We start from the raw sequence: 25,332 nt of genomic DNA on the forward strand, positions 1-25,332 counted from the left end.
AGTGAACCCTTCATTCAGTCGTGGAACCAAAATCGGTGATTTTAAGCTTAACATCAAAGGTCAATGGCATCCGAATAAATTCCTCGTCCCAATGATCCTTGATCTTTTTCCAAACCTGCGGTTTTTCTATGCTGAACCAATTTCCGAACCCTGCTATATCCACTTTGTAGGTAGAATGCATTTTGTGAATAAGAGCATTGATTTTTTCGGTTAATTTTTCCTCGAATATCTTCTCCAATTCTTTGAAATAGGCAACTTCCGCGGAATGCTCATTATCATCCCAATTCTCAATAAGACGTCCATCAGACTCAATGGCTACATGAATAGAGAACTTCTCATCCGCAGTCTCCTTCAGCGTAATCTTGCTCTTAACTGATTTAATTTCATAAGTAATCGCTTCATTCAACTGATTATAGGCTTTAATGCTCCCACCTTTTATGTCCCCTTTGATCCAGGCAATACTCTCCACATCCTGTTGATCAATATTGCCAATCCACTGTCCTGTGTCTCCCTTGATAATACCTGCTCCGGAAAATTCCACCTCACCTTGTGCCTCCACAACGTTCTGTAAAACAAAGCTTTGCCTGGAGTACATAAGTGCATCTAGATTAGACAACGTTATGCCCTTCATAACTTTACTGGTTCTGAAGTGGTTATGAATCATGTCTGCCAGACGAAAAGAAGGAATCTCCTCCGAAGTTGTTTTAAGTGTGTCGGATGCAGGCCCTTGGCTAAGAAATATAAGACAGCTAGGGCGGATATCATTATCTCGCAGTAAAAAGTCCATTAGCCGTCTGATCTTCTCCTGTTGCACCAGTTTCTCAGATATGACAACAACCTTGAGGTGATGACCTATAATCGGACGGTTCTTACGTATTGAGATTTGGCGGAATATCTCAAGCAGAGAATCCCCTGTCTCAGAAATATTGTGATAATGAGTTTGTGGTGTTGCGCCATCTTTGCCAGAGTTTCCGAGTATTTTTTCAGGCACAATTTGTACCGTAGCCGTCAATTTATTTTTCTTAAAATAGCTTCCTCCGAGTTCCTCAAACTCCCGTTCGACTCCTTTCGGCTCCCCCTTGTCAAGCGCCAATCCCGTATAAACACTCAAGTCTTCAATCTCCTTACTGCTCCAGCAGCCAGACTGCGTAAGCAGAATCACGAATACCAATAGTAGGCGAATAACCCGCTGTCTAAACATTCTGCTTGAGTCCTTTCTTCCTAATGATTAATACAATCGACAATAACAGTGGCAGCATTATAAAGATCAGCACACCCATATAGCCAATCGCATCACCAAGACTAAAGACATCATTGATGCGCTGAGGGATCATCGTACAGATGAAGATGATGGGCATTAAAGCGAACATAACCGGATGGATCTTTAGGTGGAATACCTGAGAGATGCCAAGTGACGCATTAAAGAAAAAGCTACAAAAATTACAGAACATCTGCATCAGCCAAATGACGAGCAACGGAAATTCAAATCGTTCAAAAAAGAACCCTGATATTTCAAAGCTCCGTACCAAATCTATCGTAGGCCAGGTGCTGGTGATTACAGAATTGATGGATAGGCCGCCGATAACCATCACAACAGTAACCAGATACAATACCAGCGGGATACTTAAACCGACCATCATTCCTTTGACCGCTTGCTGCGGATGCTCCATAAAGGCCGTCATTGTCATCACAACCTCACAACCAGTAAAAATCAGGATGCTCGACTTCATGCCTCGGATCACCGGCATCATGCCTTCACTCAGAAAAGGACGCAAATGCTGGATATCAAATATTCTAGTACTTAAGATATAACAAATAATCAGAATAAAAATACTGATCGGAAATACAATCTGAAACACGCGGGCCATGGAATTAATCCCGCCATACACCAAATAAGTGCCCACCCAGATGAACGGCATCACAATCGCCCAGATCGGTGTCCCTTCCAGAAGAAAGAACAATGTTACTTCCGCCAGAACGCGGATTTCGAAACCCGCAATCACAATAAAGTAAAGAATCAATATTGTACTCATTACACTGCCTGGAAAATTCCCAACAATTCTTTTAGAATACTGAAAGACAGTCTTCCCTGGAAATTGCTGGCTAAGCTTCACCATAACCAATATGACCAAAGATACGACGATACCTCCCAGCACTACTGAAATCCAGGCATCGGGAGTCTGCACAGCCTTTACAACATTTCTGGGCAAAGTCAAAATTCCCGCACCTAGCATTGAATTGGTCAAGATTATGGAAGCCTGCGAGGTTGTGATCTTGTCATCAGTTCGTTTAAACACTGTGGTCTCCCCTCTGCTCCTGCTAAGAATACATTCTCTAGGACCTGCGCTTTTTCTTCTGGGTCTTCAGCATCTCCGGTCTTCGCTTCATGATCGATAACGGTGCACGAACGAACAAATCCTTCCAGTCACTTAAGCGGAAAGGGGAAATAGGGGTGACGTAAGGAACTCCAAAGCTTGAAAGCCGAGTCAGATGGCTGCAAATAAGCAGGAAGAAAAGGATGGTTCCGAACATGCCCAGGACCGCCGCAAATAACATGCCTGCGAATCGTAAGATCCGGAGAGTAATCCCCGCACTGTACATCGGTATGGAAAACGAAGAGATCGCTGTCACGGCTACAACAATTACCAAAAAAGGACTTACAATACCAGCCTGTACCGCGGCATCTCCAATGATTAGACCTCCGACAATCCCCATTGCCGGACCTATGGGCTTCGGCAGCCGAATTCCAGCTTCACGCAAGATTTCAATGGAAATTTCCAGAATCAACACTTCAATTAATGCAGGAAAGGGTACACCTTGGCGTGTTTCGATAATGGAAATCGCCAGTTGTGTAGGAATCAGTCCCGGATGAAAAGAGATAAAGGAAATATACAGCGCCGGAGCCAACAGAGCCAGAAATGATGCGCAAAACCGGAGTATCCGCAAAAGTGTACCCGGAATCCAGCGCTCATAATAATCCTCAGGAGACTGCAAAAGCATACTGAACGTCACTGGAACAACGAGTGCAAACGGTGTGCCATCCAGCAAAATAGCGACTCTTCCCTCTAACAAGGATGCAATTACCCGATCGGGTCTTTCCGTATTCTGTGTCTGCTGAAACGGGCTTAAATAATCATCCTCGATCAACTGTTCCACATAGCCGGATTCCAGAATAAAGTCCATATCAATTTTGGAGATACGTTCCTCCACTTCCTGGAGCAGATCAGGATTTACAATGTTTTTCATATAAGCGATAACCAGGTTCTTCTTGATTTCGCTGCCTACTTCAACCATTTTCATTTCCAGATTCTTATTAAGCCCTTGGCGCCGCAGCATAGAGGTATTCTCACTAAGCACCTCGGTAAAGCCAATCCGAGGCCCACGCAGTAAAGCCTCCGAGGTCGGCTCAGTAATCGCGCGCACGGATCCATGCGGAGAACCCACCAGCAACATCTCACGCATGCCTTCGACAATCAGCGCAGTGTATCCGAATAGGACAAACTCCTGCAGTTGGTCTAAATCCTTGGCTTCACTAAGCTGAGCTAAGGGGAGCATATTCTGTTTCAAGTAGTTGTATATTCCTTCTGAAGCCTGCGTTTCGCCGGCATACATCAGATTCTGCAGCACCTGCTGATTGATTAGCTCCTCGTGCTGCATCCCCTCTACATAGACCAATGCGGCACGTGCCTGTATACCTTTAACTGAGAATTCACGAAAATGTACATCACTGTTCTCCCCCAATGCCGTTTTTATCGCTGTCAGATCGGCATCATAGTCCTGGGTAAAAGCAGTAGACACAGGAGGCTGCGGATTTACTTCCCGATTGTCATTCTTCTTCAGTTCCGCATCCTGTGATTTGGCCTCTGTTTCCTTGGAGCGTCCGCTTCCAACATAAAAATACAAATGCCTGTAAAGATAAAAAATCCCTACGGGAAAGAGCAGCGTAATCGCCGCCTGCATAAAAATTGTCCAGTCCGGAATATAAGAGACTATTTTAGGCCACATCGCAATCATCCTCTATAGGAATCTGTTAGTACTATTCTCCTTCCACCCTATTCTTATGCAACATTTGAAACTTAAGGAAAGTTCATATATCAGCATTGGTCCGGACATAACAAAACGCCCGCATAAGCGGACGTCTGCAATTTAGAGTATTTTCAACAGGTACTGCTTAAGGTTAATTAGGTTGCTGCCACTGCTTTAAAACTTCAATCAGACCCGGGACATCTAATCCATCCAAGGAAAAAGCTTTGCGCAGCAGCTCATGCGGTATGAACTCATCGTATTTTCCGAGGTAGGGTGCTTCATCTGGGGATAACAATGATAATGGATCTGTGGCAGCCATACTTTCGGCAATGATCTCTGCTTCCAGCGTTTCTGCATCTGTTTTACCCGCAACGACCATATAATAAGGTTCCATGGGAACGATAGAACGCAGTCCCAGAGGGCTCTTCAGGTTGTTCTTCAGAAGGCGCTCCAGCGTACGGAATTGCCGACTACCGGCCCAGGGCAGAATGAACATGGAATCTCCACCCGCCGGCATAACGGATCGCACAAGCATTCCGCTTTCCTTCGCTAAACGACGGGCTCGTTCAAGCCGCGCAGCCGCACTCGGAGCTAAATACGGATACAATGAAGTGGCTCCTAAGATTTCACGGATCTTGTTCATGATGCGTGTATGTACATCCCCACCCGCACCAAGCCACAACGTATCTACTTTGCCGCGTGAGGTTTTCACATAAACGGCTTTATGGCGATTATCCACCTCTTCTACCTTCCAAAGCTTACCTGCCAGAGTAAAACAGTAGCCTGGTGGTGGAACCGTTGTGATCGATCCGATTTCCTCAGTCCCGTTATAGACCACATGCTCTTCATCATCTTTGAAGACCGCGTAGAAGCGGAAGTTATTCACGATCTTCTCTCCCGCCATCCCGATGATCAAGCTGCCTTCGTCCATCTTCTCAATTTGTCCCATGCCTAACATATAGGTCATGAAAATATCATAATCAGTAGGATCTATGGTTTTAAACGAAGGCAAACTCAGAACCGCTTCTTTTAAATCATCCGGTTCGGCCTCACCCATACTTTTCAAAATGCTCATCGTCTGATGGTACAGCAGTCCAACTGGCAGCTGACGCACGACCAGGGGTTCCACCCATTTCTCGCGCACATATAGCTCAATTACCGCTATCGCTCGAAGCAGTGTCCACGGCATCCGCGCCGGAAGCTGAGCTTCCTCGTCCTCTTCCTCGGGCGTGACAAAGATCATCTCGGATGCAGCGTCTCCACGCCTGCCCGAGCGGCCTAACCGCTGCACAAAGCTTGCGCAGCTATAGGGAGCGCCGACCTGTAGCACTCGCTCCAGCTCGCCCAGATCAATGCCCAGCTCCAGCGTCAACGTCGCTGCGGCAACAGCCGGTCCGGTGCCTTGCCGCAGCGCGGCTTCCGTCTCTTCACGCAGCATCGCGGAGATGCTGCCATGGTGAACGTGAAATACATCCCGTTCACCACGCTTCGCGGCCGTTCTCCGCATCTCTAGGGTCGCCGTCTCCGCATCTGAGCGGCTGTTGGTGAAGATCAACGCCTTCTTCAGATGCGTATGATCATAAATGAAATCGTAATAAGACTGCTTCGCACGTTCTAAATGCTCCGCCTGCACCTCATCCCGTGCATCCGGGAAAGAGAAATGCTCCACACTTAAACGGAGCTTACGCCCGCCTTGTGGAGCGGACACTTCAACGCTCTCCCGTGTGCCCGCCGCCAGCCACTCTGTGACAGAAGCGTAGTCACTCAGCGTAGCTGATAGACCGATTCTGCGAGGATGACATCCCGCCATTCGTGAGATTCTCGCCAGCTGGCTTAACACCTGGATCCCCCGGTCAGCTCCCATAAAGGCATGCACCTCGTCAATGACAATAAAACGTAGATCATGGAACAACGCTGGAATAGCATTCGGGCGGTTCATCAACAATCCTTCAAGCGATTCAGGGGTGATTTGCAGCACGCCTGAAGGATTCTGCACCAGTTTTGTTTTATCGGCTTGTGGTACATCTCCATGCCAGTGCCACACCGGAATGTTGCCTTCACGAAGCAAATCATTCAAACGTGTAAATTGATCGTTGATCAAAGCTTTCAAAGGGGCGATATACAAAATGCCAACCGAACCGGAAGGACGTTCATACAGCTCAGTAAGCGCTGGGAAAAAAGCTGCCTCTGTCTTACCTGAAGCGGTACCTGAGGCAATCAGCAGATGATGCGGGGTATCAAAAAGCACCCGGCAGGCATCCACCTGTGCCTCACGCAAAGTCTCCCAGCGGTTCTTATAAATAAACTCTTTAATGAAGGGAGCCAGCCTATAGAACGGATTATCACTCATAATTCAAACTCCGCCAGGAATCCATCCAGTTCATTTTGCTCGGTCTCAGCTGGCTTAGCCGTTTTTTCGCCGACTAGCTGTTCAAAAGTAATCTCCGGATGCTGGTGGAGCGTATGCAGCAGATCCATGAAATCACGTACTACCTCCCGTGGAGTCAAGAGTTCCTCAGCCCCTAATCTTCCAACCGCTTCCTCCATAAAATGAACCAATTGTTCCTGTGATAAACGTGCTTCATAACCATAATGTAGGGCGTGAATCTCTTTAAGCTTTTGCAGCAGTACAAGAATTTCCTCGTGTGATAACATGTCCAGTGCAATGATAGGTCCAGTATAATTGTTCAGACCCGCCGCCACGTACCGGCCAGCAACCAATCGCGATCGCAGTGCCTCATAACTAAATAAACCACGCCGTCCATCTTCCACAAATTGCGGAGTTCCCCCTATAAAAATCCCTAAGTTCTCTGCCTTCCCCTGCATCGTATCATTGAACATGGTAAGCAGCTTTTCATAGTTGCTCTGACGGGAAATACTGTTCGTAATTTTATAAAGATTGACACCTTCATCAATAAACAGCAGCAGACCTTTATAGCCAATAGCCGCAGTAAATTCCGCCCAAAGCTTCATATAGTCATACCAATTATCATCATCAATAATCACGCCAACTCCAAGCGCTTTGCGGGCTTCTGTCCGAGTTGCAAATTCTCCACGCAACCAGCGAAGCGAATCCTGTTTCTGGTCATCATCGGCCAGCTTGTGTGCATTCCAATAAGAGGCGAGCACTTTGGCAAAATCAAAACCATGTACCAAACCACGCATTTCAGAGGCTACAGCGTAAATTCGCTTCTCTACTTCTTCACCAAGCTGAGGGTGATCAGGCCCATATTCCTTCTCCTGCATCACGGACTGCTGTAGCGTAATAATCCATTTCTGCAGGATGATCTCCAACGCTCCACCATCTGGACGTGTGCGGGTCGATAAATGGCTCATTAGCTCCCGGTAAGTCGCTAGGCCTTGTCCTTTAGTTCCTACTAACCTACGCTCAGGGGACAGGTCAGCATCTGCTACTACAAAATCCCGATCCATCGCGTAATTACGGATCATCTGAAGCAGAAAGCTTTTGCCGCTGCCGAATTTGCCTGTAATCAGCTTAAAAGCTGCCCCACCCTCTGCAATGTTCTCCATATCTCTTAATATGGCCTCAATCTCCGGCCGACGGCCAACGGCTATGTGCTCTAGTCCGATACGCGGAACAACACCAGCCGTCAACGAATTGACTAGCGCAGTTGTCATTCGTTTAGGTATTTTTAATTCACTCATCCAAAGTTCACCTCATTAAATATTGCGCAGCATAGAGATATATTCCTCAACAATGTCTTCCCCCTCAATGATCAGATCACCAAGAATGTCCATTGCGATCTCATTAATCTCATCAATTAGAAGCTCTGACATCGTGCCATTAGCAGCAGCCAGCTTCAGTAAAGCTTGACTTCCATCCTCATCCAAAAGAGCAAGCAGTGCTTCCCGTTGTAGTGGACTTAAAGCATTGGCAAACTGTTCTGCCTCCGATCCTATGCTAACCGCTTGAGCTTCTTCAATCACCTCTACAGGCAACAATTCTTCCTTACTATCTTGTATTGGATCAATTTCACCGATAGTTGCTTCGAGCTTGCTATCCTCGTAATCTTGCTCGTCCATATTCTCAACCGTAAGCATCGTCCGTACAATTTCAGAATCACTTTGCAGGCGTTCTAGCTTCTCAGGATCTATGACGACTGTCGGCCCTTTGTCTTCCTGCGTCTCTTTAAGGTACTCACGCTTTAGAAAACGAGTGATCAAATCGTCCATATCGGCATCTACATTAATACCTTTAAGTCGTCCGCGGTAGCCCATCAGTTCCCGGAGTTTATTCTCAGTCAGACGAAATAACCTTGTAATCAGACTGCGAAGTGGTGGAGATTTACTAATACGTACAACCGGTATAAGAACAGAATAGCCATATAATGAAATATCATATACGGCACTTCGGAATAAATAACGCTCCCGCATCACCGCTGGTCCAGGCGGAAACATTTCAACTAGATTGGAGCCGTGTTTCCGGGTGACATAAGCATTAATTAACGCCACGACCTGCGGAATGTATTGTTCAAGAGCTTCTTTGCCTTCTCCGATGTAGAACTTGGATTTACTAATATCATAGTCCGACATTGCCGTTAATACTGCGAAGGTTAGCTGCTCAGGAGCAGTCGTCAGTCCTCTCATTAATTCAAGCTCCGCCAGATCCCCAGCAAGACCACGTGAACGAGCCACAATGATAGAAAGCGGGACATCCAAATGATGTACAAAAGAGAAGTCCGCGATCCAGCCGCCAAGATATTGATCCAAACGTTTATAACTTTCCCGGTAAGCTTCCCAGATCAGATTTAGCTGCCTATAGCCATCATTAGGGTCAGTCCACCCCACGCCATTAATAAGCTCATATACATGCAGAAAAATATAAGAAAGATCTGTTTTCAGATATCTGCCTTGTCTAACTTCATTCCGCCAATAAAAATACCATCTGCTTTGCGTGCCTGTCATATGGCCATATGTAGGCCAGTAACTCTTAAAAGGAACAAAAAGCGCTGAGTCCTCAGTTTTTTCAACTAATTCCTTCGCTCTTGTTACGAACTGCCCTTCGGTGGTAGTCACAGGCTCCGGCGTTTCCATCTCTGTATCCCAAAGCTGCAGCTGTAATGAAGGTTCAGGGGTTGAATTTGTTTTGCCATTATTCTTAGAAGATGACTTAGGCAGCGCAGGTTCAGGGGAATTTCGCGGCGGAATCGGTACATTTTGTTCCGTACTTTCCCAGACTAATTCTGTGAAATGCGGCTGCTTCCTATCATTACTCATGTGCGATCGCTCCGTCCTTATAAATAAGGATTAATGTAAAAAAACGGTCCTGTTCACAACTGTGAAGGAACCGTTTTGTTCTTACGTGAATAGTGGTCATCCATACAGGACGACAACATCGTTTCTTCTTGATATTTTAGCATTGTTGATAGATTAACATCAAGTATGTAATGCAGAATCTCACTTTAGAGAAGCTCGGTTCCCTTTGTTTCTTTGCCAAGGAACAATACCGCTAATGCACCGATAATAATCGTTACAAAAAATAGCATAAAGATCGAGCCAATCGCCATAGATTTACCTACTAGAACCCCTACCAGCAAAGGTGCGATAATGCCCCCAATCCGGCCAAAGGAAGTTGCTAAACCAGCGCCTGTGGAACGAATAGCCGTTGGGTACAGCTCTGGCGTATAAGCATACATGCCACCCCAAGCGCCAAGATTGAAGAAGGATAAACAAATTCCTGCAGCCATCAGCATGCCTTCAGTAGTCGCATTTCCGAACCATGCAGCGCTAACTGCAGTGAACAGCATATAGATGACTAGGACAAATTTACGTCCGAACTTTTCAATAAAGTAAGCGGCAGTAAAATATCCAGGCAGCTGAGCGAGCGTCATAATAAGCACATACTCGAAGCTTTTGACCAAGCTGAAGCCTTTAAGTACCATAACTGTAGGCAGCCATAGAAACATGCCATAATACGAGAACACCACCGTAAACCATAAAATCCACAACATAATTGTAGAACGGCGATATTCTGGCGACCATACGGTAGCGATTCGTTTCTTTAAGGAAACGGGTGCCTTTTTAATCTCAGCAAATTTCGGTGAATCATCAATCGCCCGTCTTAGATATAAAGCGTAGAGTGCAGGTACAGCCCCAATTCCAAAAGCTATACGCCAGCCATAATCAGGGATAATGAAGAACGCGATTAATGCCGAAGCAATCCAACCGACTGCCCAAAAGCTCTCCAAAAGCACAACCGCACGGCCTCTCTCCTGAGCAGGCATGCTCTCTGAGACCAAGGTAGAAGCGACAGGCAGCTCTCCGCCAAGACCAAACCCAGCAATAAAACGAAGCACACAGAGGATCGCAAAGCCTGTTGCAAATGCAGATAATCCGCTTGCCGCCGAGAAAATAAGGAGTGTCCACAGCAATACCGGTTTACGGCCAAAGCGGTCTGCTAATATCCCTGCCGCTGCAGCACCTACTGCCATACCGACGGAATTAATACTAGTCAATATACCGATCTGCTCCGGTCCCAGATTCCAATCCTTAGCTAAAGCTGCTACAACAAAAGAAATCATTCCGACGTCCATCGCATCGAACATCCAGCTCAAGCCAGCGCTGAAGAGTAATTTCCTTTGTTTCGGATTCCGCAGCAGTGTCATTTGATTCACTTCGAAGCCCCCTTATTTCAACCTGTTAACCAATAAACTTACTTTTGATTGTTTCACTTATACATTTTAAAATTGAAGTGCTCAAAAATCAAGAAATAAAGCAGCATTAAAGTATTGCCTAGCCAGCGATTGAAAATAACAGGTCTGCACAGAAATTGTGGCGATAAGCAGCATATTACGAACGGATTCTCTCTGCGCTCTCGATAAATGTGTCAGCCGGTTAATTACACGATCTATAGAGCTTTTTAACGAGGTATCTTCTTTCCAAGAGAACTCCTTGTGCAACACTTGATCTACTTTACATTGCGTCTGAATCGATGGATTGCTTTTGATCTCCTCAAAAAGCCCTGCATAGGCGTAATACAGCTTGGCCGGTTCAATTAGATCATCATCATCGCGATCCGGCTTTAGGAACATTAGCTGGAACAGTTGGCGGATACTTTCAAAGTTAAGAGCGGATTTGAGATCATCGATAATAAACAAAAGCGCCGCCTGATTAACCGAATATTTCTTTCCTTCTTTAGGCGAACCGAGATATTCCTTGAAGTCGCGCTTGACCCAATTTTGCATAGCTGTGACGGTCAATGTGGAATACTCTATAAGATGGCCCAATGAAGCAATTTCACCAAGTGAAAAGCCTTTTACATGGCCACCTTTAATGATCTTTTGTAATATGGGTGGAACATTGGTTGATAAAAAAGCGGGTAACGAAGTCCCCTTTTGTAATTCTTCACGGTGAAACTTTGCCCATGCCTCTTGGAGGATATTCAGCGGTTTCCGGTCTGACAATCCGGTCAATGAGAGCAGTAGACTGGACATCTCCACACGAGTCAATGCAAATGATTCCATATCTGTTTCCCTCCACCATTTGATATTTTACTAAAAAGTTCGTAGAATAGTTCATAAGAACTCATAATAATGAGTATAACCTATTTTAGGAACGAAAGGGATGGTAAAGATTATATGGGTATAGGACTTAGTTTGACGTTGGTGGTTATTTTGATTATTTTAACCGCTTTTTTTGTAGCAACAGAATTTGCATTGGTGAGACTTAGAGGTAGCCAGATCAGTCAAATGGTGCTTGACGGAAAGAAGAATGCCTTGGCAGTACAGAAGGTATCCGCTAATCTTGATGGCTATTTATCCGCTTGTCAGCTCGGGATTACTATCACTGCGCTGGGTATTGGTGCACTGGCAGAGCCTGCATTCGAACAGTTATTGCTTCCTATTTTCGACTGGGCCAATATCAGTTCTAGTGTGAGTCACCCTCTTGCGTTTTTACTCGCATTCATCATTGCAACATTCTTGCACGTCGTTGTCGGAGAACTTGCTCCGAAGACGGCAGCTATAAACATTCCGGAAAAAATCGGTCAAATTACTTCACCGCTGATTATTTGGTTCTACAGAATTTTGTACCCTCTCATTTGGTTCATGAACGGTTCCGCTAATATGCTTGTTCGTCTTTTTGGGATGAAACCAGCTAGTGAGCATGGAGACGCGCATAGTGAAGATGAGATTCGTTTGATCCTGTCCGAGAGTTACGAAAGCGGGAAAATCAATAAAGCCGAATATGGCTATGTTAACCGAATCTTTACTTTTGATGAGATGCTCGCCAAAGAAATCATGGTTCCGCGAACCGATATGGTATGTCTTTTCACCAATCATTCGTTGAAAGAAAATTTCGAAATTATCCGCAAGGAGCAATATACTCGTTTCCCTGTGGCACAAGGCAGCAAGGATAATATTATCGGAATGATCAACACGAAACAGCTCTATTTGCAGTATGATAACAATCCTGATTTTGATTTTCATAGCTTAATTCAACCCGTACTGACAGTATCTGAGGTGACACCGGTCAAGAATCTTCTAACTCGTATGCAGTTGGAGCGTGTGCATATTGCCTTGCTGCTTGATGAATATGGTGGAACATCCGGTCTCATCACGATTGAAGATATTTTGGAAGAAATCGTTGGTGAAATCCGTGACGAGTTTGACGGTGATGAACGCAGAGAAGTCGAAAAAATAAGCGATACTAACTATCTGTTCGATGGTAAGGTATCTCTGTTAGAGGTCAAGGATCTTACAGGGCTTGATTTCGAAGATGAAGAAGTGACCACAGTTGGAGGCTGGGTATACAGTCATATCGCAGATCCAGCCATTGGCAAAAGTATTGTTCGTGACCATGTAACATTGACCATCCGCGAGATGAACAGATACCGTGTCCGCAAGGTTGAAGTTGTTATCGAACAATCAAGCAACACTGAATCATCATAAATCACGAAATCATAACCTTTATTCATAAAAAAAGGATAGGGTCATCAGATTAAATCTGACACTCTATCCTTTTTTCTTTTTGGAGAATTTTGCTCATATAATATTCATCCACCCACTCACCATCGATAATAAGAGATTTCCGCTTCGTCCCTTCGATTTCAAACCCGCTCTTGGTATACAGCCCCAAAGCAGCTTGATTATGGGTCATGACGGATAACTCAAGACGAACAATCCCATTGTTCATAGCCCAGATGTCCATCTCACGGAACAGGCCAGCCCCAATCCCATTCCCCTGATATTGTTTCTGAATCCCAATCACTATGTACGCGCTATGTCTATTACGTCTAACACTTCCACCTCTAACAGACAAGTAACCTGCCAAATGATCGTCAACCTCTGCCCCTATAAGAATTGAAGTTTCTGCTGCCAGAAAGCTTTCAAGCATTTCTTTGACTTGACAAAGACTAGCTTGTCTTTCATCCGGTTCCAATAACATAAATTTGGACTCTTGGTCTAACTGATGCTGAAGTCGAAGCAGTTCACCTGCATCCTCCGGCACCAGTTCTCTAAGTGTAACCATCATATCATCACTTCCAATCGTAAATAACTATAAGTACTTCTTGAATACCTTACTGGAGCTGCTATCATAACCAAGAATTTCGTAGAAACGATGCGCTTCTTCTCTCTTTGCAGCACTTGATAACATAATCTTAAGGGCTCCCTTGGAGATTGCTACATTCTCGGCATGTCTCATTAGCATTGCGCCATACCCTTTTCCTCGTACTTTTTCAGCCACAATGACTCTTTCTATGACAGCAAAGGGCCTATCGTCACACAAAGCATCCATACAAAAATGAAGATGTAACGACCCGACAATTGTTTCTTGTTCTTCGCACACATATAGAAAACTCTCCGGATGATCTGCTATCTGCTTCAGCCGCTCAGGAGATACATGAATAGCTGGATGCTCAGGCAGCAAAATCCGATAAAGTTCTTCAATGAAGGTAGCGTCTTCGGGCACTGCTTCTCTTATCATTCGTCTACTCCCTTCTATACAACGATTAACAACGACAGACCATAATCACATTTCCATCGGGATCTTTAAAATTAAACCAATGATCATGCTCAATATCCGTGAGAATCTCTCCTCCGTTGGCCTTTACATAATCATAAGCAGCATCAATATCCTCGGTGTTAAGATGAAACGAAGGGATGTTTAGAACAGATTCAGCGGTGTAAATCTTACTGTCCAAAACGATGCCCGGTCCCTGCATAGGGACTACATATAAATGACCGAATAATACCTCTCCATCTAATGGGAGTCCAAGCAATTGGCAATACCATTGTTTTGATTTCTCAATATCCTTTACCGGAATAAAAACAGCACCAATCTGATTCAGAATCGGACTTATCATCATTAAGAAAGCCTCCTCTTTTAAGTTGACGGATAGGGTGTTATTCTAGAATAATTCGATAAAATATGTCAATTACCTCCCTCCATTTAGGGAAGGGCTGGTAAGTTGTGTTATAATTCTGTGAGCATTACTCCAATATCACGTACGTCAGGAGAATTACATTGGCTAACCTGAACTTCGGTGGTTTTAAAATGACCCCGCCCAAAGTTTTATCACTAGGATTCTTAATCCTTATCACTGCCGGGACTTTTCTGCTTAGTCTCCCGGTCTCCTCAACATCCGGACAAATATCCTTTATCGATGCCTTATTTATGGCGACTTCAGCCACTTGTGTAACAGGCCTTGCGGTCATTGATACGGGAACTCAGCTAACTACCTTCGGACAAGTTGTTCTACTCATTTTATTTCAAATCGGAGGATTAGGCTTTGTAACGATGGCTACTTTGATTACCTTGGTCCTTAATAAACGGATATCCTTGAAAGAGCGAATCCTTTTGCAAGAATCCATGAACCAAAATTCGATGCAGGGAATTGTACTCTTAATCCGTAGAGTCCTGATCTATTCTCTTGTTATTCAGCTGTCGGGGGCCGTGTTGTTTGCTGGAAGGTTTATGATGGATATGCCCTTTGGGAAAGCAGCATATTATGGGATTTTTCACAGTATATCTATCTTTAATAATGCAGGCTTTGATCTCTTCGGTGATATTCATGGGCCGTTTAGCGGACTTACTCGTTTTGTAAATGATCCCATTGTTAACTTCACCTCAATGAGTCTCATATTTCTTGGAGGGATTGGTTTTATCGTTCTGTCTGATCTTATGGACTTTCCTAAACGCAGAAGACTCACCCTTCATTCAAAGGTTGTTCTTTGGACTTCTCTTATATTGATTGTTATTGGTGCGGGGCTGTTTTTTTTACTGGAGTTTAATTCTACGCTGAAGCCCTTGAGTGCAAGCGGAAAGTTTTGGGCGACCTTTTTACAAGCGGTAACTCCGCGATCTGGTGGTGTCACCACCATTGAAGTTCCACTTTTACGGCAATCCACACAATTTCTGATGATTCTATTGATGTTTATCGGAGCTGCACCTGGGTCGACGGGTGGAGGAATCAAGATCACTACATTCGCCGTACTGGTTACTGCAGTAGCTGCGCGATTACGGGGGAAAGAAGATATTGTAATGTTCCGCCACCGGATCGCTAAAGAAAATGTATATAGAGCCCTTACTATTACATTAATGTCTCTTATGCTGCTTGTCATCGCTACGATGTTATTATCCTTAACCGAGAGCGCTGAATTTCTAACTGTACTTTTTGAAGCTGTATCTGCTTTTGGTACCTCAGGCTTATCTATGGGCCTTACTCCGGAACTGACTACGGCAGGAAAGGTTCTAGTAATTATCCTGATGTTTATGGGCCGGACCGGACCACTTACACTTGCTTATGCTTTGAAACCAAAAGGTAGTAAAGAACTGTACCGTTACCCAGAAGGTAAGATAACGATTGGATAATCATGATATGGCCAGCGGCTACCAGATAATGCCGCTGGCGTCATATCAATAATATTATTGTTCTTCCACGATTTCTTGTTGATCAAGTGCAGCATCCAGCAACTGATTGTACACATCATCGTTATTCTCCAGCAATGCATCCGTTTCTAAGAACTGTTCCTCGCTCCCAGGCTCACCCGCAAAGCTTAGACTGTAATCCCATTCCGTTCCTCTTGTACTGAAGAAAGTAATTTCATATGGAGCCTTATGATTTTCGAGAGTGAATACAGTCCTCCCTACATAACTTTTATCTTCTTTACGGCTCATTTCAGCACTTACGATCTCTAAATTCATCCACTTATCTTCCTTCCTATCATCAAATCAGCTACCCTTTCAGTATATCATTGAAATGAATGTAATTCCTTCTCTTTGCACTGTAAATTCCACGTAATTGACTTTTTTCATCCGGCGGTTAATAATTTAGTACAATGCTTGTAAAGTACTAAACTATTAGTAAATGGAGGAAATTACAATGACTGATTTTCAGGCTAAGCTTAGTAAATATGCAGATTTAGCTGTACAAATAGGTGTTAATGTTCAACCCGGGCAAATTCTAGTGGTGAATGCACCGATTCTTGCCGCTGATTTCGTACGTCTAATTACCGCTAAGGCATATGCTATCGGAGCAAGTTTAGTTAAGGTGAACTGGAGTGATGCAAGCATTACACGCCAACAGTTTGAACACGCTGCACCAGAGGTATTCACTCAGCCTCCTACTTGGTACGCAGGTGAAATGACTGAATTCGCCGAAAAAGGTGCGGCTATCCTTAACGTGATCGCTGAAGATCCTGATGCACTTAAAGGTATTGATCCAGTACGTATCTCCAATTTCCAAAAAGTTCGCGGAGCTGCCCTCACCAAATATCGTGAAATGCAAATGTCCGACAAAGTGAGCTGGAGTATTGTAGCTGTTCCTTGTCAAGCTTGGGCGGATAAAGTATTCCCTGAGGTTCCAGCCGAAGAACGTGTAGATAAACTCTGGGAAGCCATTTTCCACACCGTGCGTCTTGACCGTGAAGATCCAGTAGCTGCATGGCAGGAGCATCTTGACACCTTGGAGCAAAAAGCGAATGTACTCAATGCAAAAAAATATAAAAAGCTGCATTACATAGCACCTGGCACTGACCTTAGCATCGAGCTTCCTGAAGGCCATATCTGGGCACAAGGTGACAGCATTAATGCAAAAGGTCATTCTTTTGTAGCCAATATGCCTACCGAAGAAGTCTTTACTGCACCACTAAAGACTGGTGTTAATGGCACTGTAAGAAGCACAAAGCCACTTAGTCATGGCGGCAACATCATCGATGGCTTCTCTATTAGCTTTGAGAACGGCCGTATTGTAAGTGTTACTGCTGAGCAAGGTCAAGAAGCGCTAGAGCACCTCATTAGCATGGATGAAGGAGCGAAATACTTAGGGGAGGTTGCCTTGGTTCCTCATAAATCCCCTATTTCTGAATCCAACATTCTTTATTACAACACATTGTTTGACGAAAATGCTTCTAATCACCTTGCTATAGGTATGGCTTATGCCTTCTGTTTAGAAGGCGGTAAAGACATGAATCCAGAGCAGTTAATTGAGCATGGCCTCAACAATAGTGTTACCCATGTGGATTTCATGATCGGGTCAGCTGAGATGAACATTTACGGGATAACTGCTGATGGAACTGAAGAACCTGTCTTCCTGAATGGAAACTGGGCGTTCTAATTTAAGCACACAAGAGATACAGGATATTGGGAGGAATAGAAACTATGTTGGATTTCAAGCAAAAGCTGGAGAATTACGCATTGCTGGCCGTGAAGATTGGCGTTAATATTCAACCGGGTCAGACACTCGTTGTGAATGCAGATATTGTATCCGCAGAGCTTGTGCGACTTGTGGTTCGTAAAGCCTATGAAGCCGGCGCGAGACTTGTAAAGGTAAATTATAGTGATGAAGTTGTATTACGTACACGTTATGATCTTGCTCCATCTGATTCCTTCCTGGAGCCGCCGCAGTGGCAAGCCGATGAATTAGAGGATCTTGCTAAAAAGGGAGCCGCATTTCTAACCATTATCTCCGCTGACCCAGATCTTTTAAAAGGCGTTGAACCTGGAAGAATTGCAGATAATCAACGTATTTCTGGGCAGACCCTAGCACCTTATCGTGAGTACTTAATGGGGAATCATGCGAGCTGGAGCGGCCTTGCCTTCCCATCAGCCTCTTGGGCGGCAAAAGTGTTCCCTGACGCTCCATCAGAGCAGCAGGTTGAACTATTATGGGACGCCATCTTTAAAGCCACACGTGCGGATCAGGAAGATCCTATTGAAGCATGGAGCCGCCATTTAGATGGACTCAAAACTCGTTGCGCTTCCTTGAATGAAAGTAAGTTTCGCAAGCTGCATTATACAGCACCTGGTACAGATTTAACTATTGAGTTGCCGGAAGGACACATCTGGTGTCAGGCAGGAGCTGTGAACGGTAAGGGCGTCCCTTTCCTAGCCAACATTCCAACGGAAGAAGTGTTTACTGCCCCTCTGAAGTCTGGTATTAATGGTAAAGTGAGCAGCACTAAGCCACTTAGCTACGGCGGCAATCTAATCAATAACTTCACGCTGACCTTTGAGAACGGTAAAGTGATTGATTTTACTGCTGAAGAAGGCGCAGAAACTCTGGCATCACTAATCGCACTGGATGAAGGCTCTTCCTATCTTGGTGAAGTTGCTTTGGTGCCTTTCCACTCTCCGATTTCTGAGAGCGGTATTCTTTATTACACTACGTTGTATGATGAGAATGCCTCCTGTCATTTGGCTTTAGGTGCAGCTTATGCCTTCACAATTCAAGAAGGAATTACGATGACTAAAGAACAGCTGTTGGAAAAAGGAATGAATCAAAGCCATACCCATGTTGACTTTATGATGGGCTCACCTGAAATGAATATTGACGGAATTAACGATGATGGAACAACAGTACCTATCTTCCGTAATGGGGATTGGGCTTAAGGCTTAAACAACACCCGTTAGATCCTAGATAGAACCAACTTCAAACAACCCGCTTAGCTCTCTAATTAGAGAGTTAGCGGGTTGTTTTTGTTTTAACAGCAACATTTCAGGTGGTAAAATGCCCAAATTTGAATAAAAGTTCAATATTTGTTCACACTATTGTTGATTTCCGTTCACAAATATGTCACAATACAGTTAAGGATTGAATTTCCAAGGAGGGGATTATCATGTTGAGAGACCCAGTATCCAAAGAAGTTGACAGCCTCGAAGAAGAACAGCTAGAAATTCAACCACCGGTAGATTCAAGAATTGTTGCATCTAATGCTATTAAATACACTGCCTATGTTATGCTGCTTTTTGGATTCTTGTATTTCCTGATTGCTTACTTGGCGCCTATGTTGGAACCTTAATGTGATGGATATAATTTTATTGGAAAACGCTTACGGTTAATCACTCTCTATGGAGCAGTGATTAACCGTTTTTATTAATTCCATGAGAATGCTTTGTTTGTCCAAGCTATTGCTGTTGGCGACCATACCCCGTTCATCTTCGTTTGTATCCAAGCTCTGGCCTCTTCTCTATCCCCTTCAAAAGCGGATAGACCGTTATCTGACATCCAGTGACTGACCGTCTCGAACGAGGTGCTGCTCCAGCCATTTACTTCACCTTCATCATTCAGGCGTTGCTTGATGCCTGAGATCACCATATCTAACGATCCTTGAAGCTCAGTAACCGCGTTATCGAAGGCTGTTTTCTTTTCTTTTGCCTTCATATCAGCCTCTGCCCGAAGTTTACGTGTATCAATGCCTTCATGTTCACGAACAATCTGCAGTAAGGTCACAGCTTCTTTACTAGCCAACCCATCCTTATACCGCTCTTCAATAGATTTGGTACTGCCTACTGCTGCTACAAATGCCGGAAACCACTCCCTTGAGACCAAAATAGCCTTTTTCTTAATAAACTTTCCGTATCCTGCAAGACCCTCACCTGGAAACTGCGCACGCCATGACCACGGATCTAAATCTGTTCCAGTATGCCAATTCTCGGGCTTAGTTAAGCCGTTTAAAGACGGGTGCCCGGGAATCAGCGCAGCAAGCGGTAAAATCCCCAATTTCGCAATGATCTCTGCTGTTTCCCCATAAGTGGTGACACTACCTTGTTCATATTCCTGACCCATTTGTTCATCATCTCCTAGATCTAATTTAATCTGATTTCATATTTCCAATTCCGGTTATAAAAGTGCTAATCAAGCGGGTTAGACTCTCGTTAGTATCGAGCGCCATACCAAATCCACCCTTTTGCTCCAATGAGGCGAATCCATGTAGAATACTCCGTAATCCCCTTACGGAATGAAGTTCTCCTTCTTCACCTAATTGATAACTCTTCATCACCTGAATTATAAACTGCAAAATATGCTCACCAGCCGCTTCAAGCTCCGTGTTCTCCTGTTCAGGCGCTCGTAGTGTAGTCTCATACAAACCTGGTCTACTTCTAGCAAAATCCACATATGCTCGGCCCATCGCGTGTACAGCAGCATCTCCATTTAATCCCTCAGCTGCGTTCGACATGCATGTAAATAATAACTCTAAACCGTAAATGGCGAGCCCGGTCCGCAAATCCTGCAGGCCATTTATATGGTTATATAGTGACGGGGAACGAACACCTAGTTTAGCTGCTAGTGCAGCCAAGGTAACAGCTTCTATACCTTCAGCATCGGCAATTTCTGCTGCTCTAATCACTAGCGTGTGACGATCTAATCCTGCTCTAGGTGACATTTAATTACTCCTATCCTGAATCATTTGTGCCTTACTTATGGCTTTCTCCATCTCTTGCTTTGGCGCTTTAAGTAAGTTGCCGTGACCCACAGCAAGTAAAGCTGGAGATAACTCTAGAAGCTTAATCGCACTATTCAGAGCTTGAGCTTTATTCCATGTAGCCATTGCTGGAAAAGGAAACAGGGGGATGATGGTTCCTGCCACCGCAGTTCCCCGGAAGGTCTGAAGAGCATCCCCCACGATTACAGCACCGCTGCGTGAATCAAGGAAAGACATAGAGCCGGGGGTATGTCCTGGAGTGTGAATCGCTGATAATGAGCCAATGGTATCCCCTTCGTGGAGAAGGACGTCTGGCTTGGTAGCTATCTTCTTCGGCACGCCTCCCTTAATAGGGGTCTGAGGTTCTCCTTCCCGAAGTGAACGATCTCCATGAAGTAATGCCGAATCTCGCTCAGAGATGTACACCTGAGCCTCTGGACGTTGCTTTTTTAGTCCATCCAGTGCCCCAATATGATCATCATGCGCATGCGTTAAGATTATGCGTGTAAGCTTCTTATTTAGCTTCGCTTCGGTCTCCATAATTCCTTTTAGACTAAATGGCATAGCGGCATCTATTAAAGTCAATCCATCGTTTTCCTCAATAATGTAACAATTCACTGGAAAAAAATTTGGCATCCAAGTCAACTGCAGTAAATGACCTTCACGTGTTACTCTCATCCTTACCCCTCCGATAAACTAATGGTATTAGCTTAAATATAAACTAATGACATTAGTTTTTCAAGAGGTAGTTATTTTTAATATTTAATATTTAATATTTAATATTTAATACTTAATATTTAATTCTCAATGTTCTTGTCAGCATTTTTGTTGGATTTATTAATTATGTACCACATCGCCCAAGTGACCCCTATGAAAAATACAACCGCCCCCACGAGAGTACTCGATATATTTTTTCTAATATCCACTTCTCCCGCTTCTCTAAAATCAAGCAAAAATGTTAGCGTGGCCCAAATAATCGTGCTGATAACTCCCGATATTAAATGAATCTTCTTAAACCGTTTGAGTTCTCCTTCCTTACTTGGCAGCAGGTATATCCCATCTTTGACACAACGAACGGTAACATACAAGCAACCTAACAGCATAATCCCAAAAGTATCAACCCAGTATTTGATGTCCCACTCCAGGATAAATACTTTCACCAAAAGGCTAATCATAAATCCCACTAACACAATCAACAATCCGTGCGTACTAAACTTCTGAATTTCTGTGATAATTCGTTCGTCTTTAATCTTTGGCCCTTTCACAACTAATCCTCCCAAAAAATATCGTTTAATGACGTATCCAACGCCTTGCAGATGGCTATGCACAGCTTAATCGTCGGGTTATAGTTACCAGCTTCAATCAAGCCGATCGTCTGCCGTGTAACCCCTACAACTTCCGCTAACTGTTCTTGGGAAAGATTCTTTTGGATCCTAGCCAGCTTCAACTTGATGTTTTTGTTCTCTCCCACTCCATAACCCCTTTTAATGTTTGTCATGCATTCCATTTTCCACCATTGTAATCTATATCGGTCATTATGTACATTATATATTGCATTTAATTGGTGGGATCAACGTTTGACTTTAGGATCGACGTGTCATATTAGGGGCAACGTTTCATATTAAGATCAACGTTTCATATTAGGATCCAGACTTCATTTTCCATTCCCTCTCCGTCAGGAAATACTTTCTCCCCACCGTTGGATCAAATGGTGAAGAGTGATTGTAACTGAGTCCATAGCCAGTCAGCTGCGATGCCTAACTCGCCGCCTTTGCTAGTATGTAAGTACACTTTTGCCAATATTTCGGACTCAGATGACCTTATTATGCAAATTCGAGTGTTTTCTGCGGGGCATCGGACTCAATTGCAGCTATTTACTCAAAACCACACAGATTCTGCGCCGTTACAAGGTAATAAGAGCTATGCGGTCCGATACATCTGCAAAATGACTCAAAAAGCTCAAATAGCTGTTATACGGTCCGTAACATACTGAGGGTCTTTAGTTAGTTTGGGTTATACGCCTACTTGAGCCTACTTGAGCTTCAATAGCTTCATTAGCTTCATCAGATTCTTGAGGTTATCTTGGCTCTTTTTACTTTTTTGACTACTTTTGTGACTTGAGCTTCTTTGCTTACTTGGGTTAATTCGGTAACTTGGACATCATTGGTTTGGTACTTAGGTTACTTTGGGTTCTTGCGCGATTTGAACTATCCCCCATGCTTGTGAACACACTTTTGCCGATGGTTCGGACTCAGTTGATCTTATTTCACCATTTCAAACGTTTTAGGCGAGCTATCGGACTCAGTTGCAGCTATTTATTCATAACCACACAGATTCTGCGCCTCTACATGCTAATAAGAGCTATGTGGTCCGATAGATCGGCAAAGTGACTCAAAAAGCTCAAATAGCTGCTATACAGTCCGTAACATACTGAGGGTCTTTAGTTAGTTTGGGTTAGTTTGGAGTTAGTTCACTTATTCGCCGTTGCATCGGACTGAGGAGTCCTTATTTCGTAGATTTGCAGCTAATTGACGTGCTATCGGACCCAGTTGCAGCTATTTACTCATAACCACACCAATTCTGCACAGTTACATGGTAATAAGAGCTATGCGGTCCGATAGATCGGCAAAATGACTCAAAAAGCTCAAATAGCTGCAATACAGTCCGATACGGAGATTTGTAGGAAGCCCACAAGAGGTCAGTAGGAAGCCCGCAGAAGGTCAATAGGAGATACTATGAAGTAAGTAGAAGGTTGAGCCACATAAGCAGAGGACCGGCAGCGAAACGTGATCAGCACCCAGTAGCCCTTCCCCCCTCACCCGACTACGGCTATTCTAAGCAACAAAAAAAAGCATCCCTAAGGATACTTTTGATAATTCGACGCTTATGATCTTTCGATACTTTTGATCTTTCGATGCTAATGATCTATCGATCTTTTTGATCTTTCGACGCTTTTTCGATATTTTTGATCTTTCGCCGCTTTTAATATACGAATGCCTTCGACTTTCCTTATTCCACTACGCCATTCTCTGGATAGAAGTCTACGATCTTCAGCAGCTCCGAAGCGTCTGTGCGTGGACGGCTGTCAGGTACAGTCTCCGGATATCCGGCATGAATCATGGCTACAATTTTTTCGCCGGGCTTCACACCAATTTTAGTGCGGAATTCAGGGTTGTTGATGTATGGATCAGTCTTCCAAATTGTCCCTACACCTTGCTCCCAAGCTGCGAGCTGGAAGTTCTGTACAAGTGCGGACGCTGCTGCAAAATCCTCGTCCCACTCTCTCTGCCGAGGATCTTCAGGCATCACTACGATTACTGTTAATGGAATATTCGAGATATATTCTTTACGTTTAGCAGCCACTTCTGGATCAGCTATAGCACGTTTCACAAAAGCAAATGCAGATTCAGCTAGGAATTTCGAACCTTCCCCTTGAAAAGCAATAAATCTCCACGGCTCACGCACACCATGATTCGGTGCCCATACCGCTACATTTAATAATTCCTCTAAAAGGCCTTGTGGAAGTGGATCTTTTTTAAAAAGCTTAATCGAGCGTCGTTCTTTTATTATTTCGGCCACACTATTCTGTTGAGTCTGTTGAGATTGCGTCATAAGATCCACTCCCTATTATAGTAATAATGATAATCATTATCACAAATGATACAGCATCTTTCTACCTTTTGCAAATAACAGGTAACCTTTCGAATCACAGTTAATTTCATATAAAAACAACCGATATACTTCGCAGAAACTTTCGGATGTTATTGTTTCTCTGCATATTAACTTTTGAATTCACAAAAAAAACACCGTTCCTGAAGGAACGATGTTCACAGCTTCAGCCGAATCGGCCCATGATATATTCTTGCGTCATTTGATTCTCTGGATTGGTAAAGACTTTATCCGTCTTATCATATTCGACAAGGGAGCCAAGATAAAAGTATGCAGTATAATCAGAGATCCGAGCTGCCTGCTGCATATTATGTGTCACAATAACGATGCGAAGCTCTTCTTTTAACTCCTTGATTAGCTCCTCTACTTTACCTGTGGAGACCGGGTCTAGAGCTGATGCTGGTTCGTCCAAGAGCAGAATTTGCGGGTTAACCGACAACGCTCTAGCAATACAAAGACGCTGCTGTTGTCCACCGGAAAGTGCAAGCGCTGAATCTTTTAAACGATCCTTTACCTCATCCCACAATGCTGCTTTGCGAAGACTGCTCTCAACAATCTCATCAAGAGCCTTTTTACCTTTAATGCCATGATACTTAGGTCCAAAAGCGATGTTATCGTAAATCGATTTATAGAACGGATTTGGCTTTTGCCATACCATCCCGATCTTCTGACGCAGCTTAATCACATCCGTACCCGGAGCATTAATATCCACTCCATCAATCCAGATGCTTCCTTTTGTTTTTGAGCCAGAAATTTCGTCATTCATCCGGTTCAAAGAACGAAGAAAGGTTGATTTACCGCAGCCGGAGGGGCCGATCAGTGCAGTAACCGTATTTTCAGCAAATGGAAGGCTTATCCCCTTTACTGCCTCATATGTTCCGTAAAAAATACTCAGGTCTTCGGTTTGAAAAGATTCACGCACTGCTGTTGCCGACGTTCCCATCGATTACTCCTCCTACATCTCTACTTTAAT

24 protein-coding genes are annotated in these 25,332 nt (G+C 44.1%); 5 read left to right on the plus strand and 19 right to left on the minus strand.

What is annotated here, in order from left to right; all coding sequences use genetic code 11:
• Positions 1–10: 10 nt before the first annotated feature.
• The 8 genes from MHI25_RS16725 to MHI25_RS16760 form a co-directional block, all read right to left on the minus strand.
• The gene (locus MHI25_RS16725) at positions 11–1,201 is read right to left on the minus strand and encodes a Ger(x)C family spore germination protein (protein WP_076126641.1); all 1,191 of its coding nucleotides are present in this window, start codon (positions 1,199–1,201) and stop codon (positions 11–13) included.
• Positions 1,194–2,297: a GerAB/ArcD/ProY family transporter gene (locus MHI25_RS16730; protein WP_076184847.1), complete on the minus strand. Its 1,104-nt coding sequence runs from the start codon at positions 2,295–2,297 to the stop codon at positions 1,194–1,196. Before MHI25_RS16730 ends, MHI25_RS16725 begins: the two co-directional genes overlap by 8 nt.
• Before the next feature lie 37 nt (positions 2,298–2,334).
• Complete coding sequence (locus MHI25_RS16735; RefSeq protein ID WP_076184981.1) at positions 2,335–4,005, minus strand: spore germination protein; 1,671 nt, start codon at positions 4,003–4,005, stop codon at positions 2,335–2,337.
• A gap of 172 nt (positions 4,006–4,177) precedes the next feature.
• The gene (locus MHI25_RS16740) at positions 4,178–6,376 is read right to left on the minus strand and encodes a DEAD/DEAH box helicase (protein ID WP_076126645.1); all 2,199 of its coding nucleotides are present in this window, start codon (positions 6,374–6,376) and stop codon (positions 4,178–4,180) included.
• Complete coding sequence (locus MHI25_RS16745; protein ID WP_076184846.1) at positions 6,373–7,692, minus strand: ATP-binding protein; 1,320 nt, start codon at positions 7,690–7,692, stop codon at positions 6,373–6,375. Before MHI25_RS16745 ends, MHI25_RS16740 begins: the two co-directional genes overlap by 4 nt.
• A 15-nt stretch (positions 7,693–7,707) precedes the next feature.
• The gene (locus MHI25_RS16750) at positions 7,708–9,264 is read right to left on the minus strand and encodes a TerB N-terminal domain-containing protein (RefSeq protein WP_076184845.1); all 1,557 of its coding nucleotides are present in this window, start codon (positions 9,262–9,264) and stop codon (positions 7,708–7,710) included.
• Between the two features lie 185 nt (positions 9,265–9,449).
• Positions 9,450–10,661, minus strand: a complete 1,212-nt coding sequence (locus tag MHI25_RS16755) for an MFS transporter (RefSeq protein ID WP_094900681.1) — start codon at positions 10,659–10,661, stop codon at positions 9,450–9,452.
• An 81-nt stretch (positions 10,662–10,742) separates the two neighbouring features.
• Positions 10,743–11,510, minus strand: a complete 768-nt coding sequence (locus MHI25_RS16760; protein WP_036676915.1) for a DUF1836 domain-containing protein — start codon at positions 11,508–11,510, stop codon at positions 10,743–10,745.
• 114 nt (positions 11,511–11,624) lie between these two features.
• Here MHI25_RS16760 and MHI25_RS16765 point away from each other — a divergent pair, with 114 nt between their 5' ends.
• A complete protein-coding gene (locus tag MHI25_RS16765; RefSeq protein ID WP_076126650.1) occupies positions 11,625–12,935 on the plus strand; it encodes a hemolysin family protein in 1,311 nt (436 codons plus the stop codon).
• Between the two features lie 49 nt (positions 12,936–12,984).
• Here the strand turns inward: MHI25_RS16765 and MHI25_RS16770 are convergent, their stop codons facing one another.
• Genes MHI25_RS16770 through MHI25_RS16780 form a run of 3 tightly spaced genes read right to left on the minus strand, consistent with a single transcriptional unit; the run spans position 12,985 to position 14,350 of the window.
• Positions 12,985–13,518, minus strand: a complete 534-nt coding sequence (locus tag MHI25_RS16770; protein ID WP_076184844.1) for a GNAT family N-acetyltransferase — start codon at positions 13,516–13,518, stop codon at positions 12,985–12,987.
• Positions 13,519–13,542: 24 nt separating this feature from the next.
• Positions 13,543–13,971 (minus strand): GNAT family N-acetyltransferase, encoded by a 429-nt coding sequence (locus tag MHI25_RS16775; protein WP_076184843.1) that lies wholly within the window; start codon positions 13,969–13,971, stop codon positions 13,543–13,545.
• A gap of 25 nt (positions 13,972–13,996) precedes the next feature.
• Positions 13,997–14,350 (minus strand): VOC family protein, encoded by a 354-nt coding sequence (locus tag MHI25_RS16780; RefSeq protein ID WP_036677380.1) that lies wholly within the window; start codon positions 14,348–14,350, stop codon positions 13,997–13,999.
• Positions 14,351–14,541: 191 nt separating this feature from the next.
• On the opposite strand from MHI25_RS16780, the gene MHI25_RS16785 reads away from it, so the two are divergent.
• Entirely contained in the window at positions 14,542–15,858 is a 1,317-nt protein-coding gene (locus tag MHI25_RS16785) for a TrkH family potassium uptake protein (protein ID WP_076184980.1), read from the plus strand.
• Between the two features lie 54 nt (positions 15,859–15,912).
• Here the strand turns inward: MHI25_RS16785 and MHI25_RS16790 are convergent, their stop codons facing one another.
• Positions 15,913–16,191 (minus strand): hypothetical protein, encoded by a 279-nt coding sequence (locus MHI25_RS16790; protein WP_076126655.1) that lies wholly within the window; start codon positions 16,189–16,191, stop codon positions 15,913–15,915.
• A gap of 178 nt (positions 16,192–16,369) precedes the next feature.
• On the opposite strand from MHI25_RS16790, the gene MHI25_RS16795 reads away from it, so the two are divergent.
• The 3 genes from MHI25_RS16795 (at position 16,370) to MHI25_RS16805 (ending at position 19,286) form a co-directional block, all read left to right on the plus strand.
• Positions 16,370–17,602, plus strand: coding sequence for an aminopeptidase (locus MHI25_RS16795; RefSeq protein ID WP_038571402.1), 1,233 nt, complete (start codon positions 16,370–16,372; stop codon positions 17,600–17,602).
• Between the two features lie 44 nt (positions 17,603–17,646).
• Positions 17,647–18,876, plus strand: coding sequence for an aminopeptidase (locus MHI25_RS16800; RefSeq protein WP_076126659.1), 1,230 nt, complete (start codon positions 17,647–17,649; stop codon positions 18,874–18,876).
• 227 nt (positions 18,877–19,103) lie between these two features.
• Entirely contained in the window at positions 19,104–19,286 is a 183-nt protein-coding gene (locus tag MHI25_RS16805; RefSeq protein ID WP_076126661.1) for a hypothetical protein, read from the plus strand.
• Positions 19,287–19,360: 74 nt separating this feature from the next.
• Here MHI25_RS16805 and MHI25_RS16810 read toward each other — a convergent pair whose 3' ends face one another.
• From MHI25_RS16810 to pstB, 7 genes are all read right to left on the minus strand, one after another.
• Positions 19,361–20,053 carry a hypothetical protein gene (locus tag MHI25_RS16810; protein ID WP_076190238.1) on the minus strand — a complete coding sequence of 231 codons (693 nt, stop codon included), beginning with the start codon at positions 20,051–20,053 and terminating at the stop codon, positions 19,361–19,363.
• A 25-nt stretch (positions 20,054–20,078) separates the two neighbouring features.
• The gene (locus MHI25_RS16815; RefSeq protein WP_340393726.1) at positions 20,079–20,651 is read right to left on the minus strand and encodes a WHG domain-containing protein; all 573 of its coding nucleotides are present in this window, start codon (positions 20,649–20,651) and stop codon (positions 20,079–20,081) included.
• The gene (locus MHI25_RS16820) at positions 20,652–21,368 is read right to left on the minus strand and encodes an MBL fold metallo-hydrolase (RefSeq protein ID WP_340393728.1); all 717 of its coding nucleotides are present in this window, start codon (positions 21,366–21,368) and stop codon (positions 20,652–20,654) included.
• Positions 21,369–21,487: 119 nt separating this feature from the next.
• Entirely contained in the window at positions 21,488–21,955 is a 468-nt protein-coding gene (locus MHI25_RS16825; RefSeq protein WP_076126667.1) for a DUF6773 family protein, read from the minus strand.
• A 2-nt stretch (positions 21,956–21,957) separates the two neighbouring features.
• A complete protein-coding gene (locus MHI25_RS16830; RefSeq protein WP_036676881.1) occupies positions 21,958–22,161 on the minus strand; it encodes a helix-turn-helix transcriptional regulator in 204 nt (67 codons plus the stop codon).
• A gap of 1,538 nt (positions 22,162–23,699) precedes the next feature.
• A complete protein-coding gene (locus MHI25_RS16835; protein WP_076099095.1) occupies positions 23,700–24,302 on the minus strand; it encodes a nitroreductase in 603 nt (200 codons plus the stop codon).
• Positions 24,303–24,525: 223 nt separating this feature from the next.
• Positions 24,526–25,302, minus strand: coding sequence for a phosphate ABC transporter ATP-binding protein PstB (pstB, locus tag MHI25_RS16840; protein WP_036687516.1), 777 nt, complete (start codon positions 25,300–25,302; stop codon positions 24,526–24,528).
• Positions 25,303–25,332: the final 30 nt, after the last annotated feature.

It is taken from the genome of Paenibacillus sp. FSL E2-0177, assembly GCF_037992975.1.
GTDB lineage: Bacteria > Bacillota > Bacilli > Paenibacillales > Paenibacillaceae > Paenibacillus_AQ > Paenibacillus_AQ odorifer.

Bases quoted from the DNA above. Each gene is read 5' to 3' on its own strand.
- MHI25_RS16785 (WP_076184980.1), top strand. From the start codon at position 14,542: ATGACCCCGCCCAAAGTTTTATCACTAGGATTCTTAATCCTTATCACT.
- MHI25_RS16780 (WP_036677380.1), bottom strand. From the start codon at position 14,350: ATGATAAGTCCGATTCTGAATCAGATTGGTGCTGTTTTTATTCCGGTA.
- MHI25_RS16800 (WP_076126659.1), top strand. From the start codon at position 17,647: ATGTTGGATTTCAAGCAAAAGCTGGAGAATTACGCATTGCTGGCCGTG.
- MHI25_RS16735 (WP_076184981.1), bottom strand. From the start codon at position 4,005: ATGTGGCCTAAAATAGTCTCTTATATTCCGGACTGGACAATTTTTATG.
- MHI25_RS16765 (WP_076126650.1), top strand. From the start codon at position 11,625: ATGGGTATAGGACTTAGTTTGACGTTGGTGGTTATTTTGATTATTTTA.
- MHI25_RS16810 (WP_076190238.1), bottom strand. From the start codon at position 20,053: ATGGGTCAGGAATATGAACAAGGTAGTGTCACCACTTATGGGGAAACA.
- pstB (WP_036687516.1), bottom strand. From the start codon at position 25,302: ATGGGAACGTCGGCAACAGCAGTGCGTGAATCTTTTCAAACCGAAGAC.
- MHI25_RS16750 (WP_076184845.1), bottom strand. From the start codon at position 9,264: ATGAGTAATGATAGGAAGCAGCCGCATTTCACAGAATTAGTCTGGGAA.
- MHI25_RS16805 (WP_076126661.1), top strand. From the start codon at position 19,104: ATGTTGAGAGACCCAGTATCCAAAGAAGTTGACAGCCTCGAAGAAGAA.
- MHI25_RS16820 (WP_340393728.1), bottom strand. From the start codon at position 21,368: ATGAGAGTAACACGTGAAGGTCATTTACTGCAGTTGACTTGGATGCCA.
- MHI25_RS16795 (WP_038571402.1), top strand. From the start codon at position 16,370: ATGACTGATTTTCAGGCTAAGCTTAGTAAATATGCAGATTTAGCTGTA.
- MHI25_RS16790 (WP_076126655.1), bottom strand. From the start codon at position 16,191: ATGAATTTAGAGATCGTAAGTGCTGAAATGAGCCGTAAAGAAGATAAA.
- MHI25_RS16740 (WP_076126645.1), bottom strand. From the start codon at position 6,376: ATGAGTGATAATCCGTTCTATAGGCTGGCTCCCTTCATTAAAGAGTTT.
- MHI25_RS16770 (WP_076184844.1), bottom strand. From the start codon at position 13,518: ATGATGGTTACACTTAGAGAACTGGTGCCGGAGGATGCAGGTGAACTG.
- MHI25_RS16815 (WP_340393726.1), bottom strand. From the start codon at position 20,651: ATGTCACCTAGAGCAGGATTAGATCGTCACACGCTAGTGATTAGAGCA.
- MHI25_RS16835 (WP_076099095.1), bottom strand. From the start codon at position 24,302: ATGACGCAATCTCAACAGACTCAACAGAATAGTGTGGCCGAAATAATA.
- MHI25_RS16725 (WP_076126641.1), bottom strand. From the start codon at position 1,201: ATGTTTAGACAGCGGGTTATTCGCCTACTATTGGTATTCGTGATTCTG.
- MHI25_RS16775 (WP_076184843.1), bottom strand. From the start codon at position 13,971: ATGATAAGAGAAGCAGTGCCCGAAGACGCTACCTTCATTGAAGAACTT.
- MHI25_RS16760 (WP_036676915.1), bottom strand. From the start codon at position 11,510: ATGGAATCATTTGCATTGACTCGTGTGGAGATGTCCAGTCTACTGCTC.
- MHI25_RS16745 (WP_076184846.1), bottom strand. From the start codon at position 7,692: ATGAGTGAATTAAAAATACCTAAACGAATGACAACTGCGCTAGTCAAT.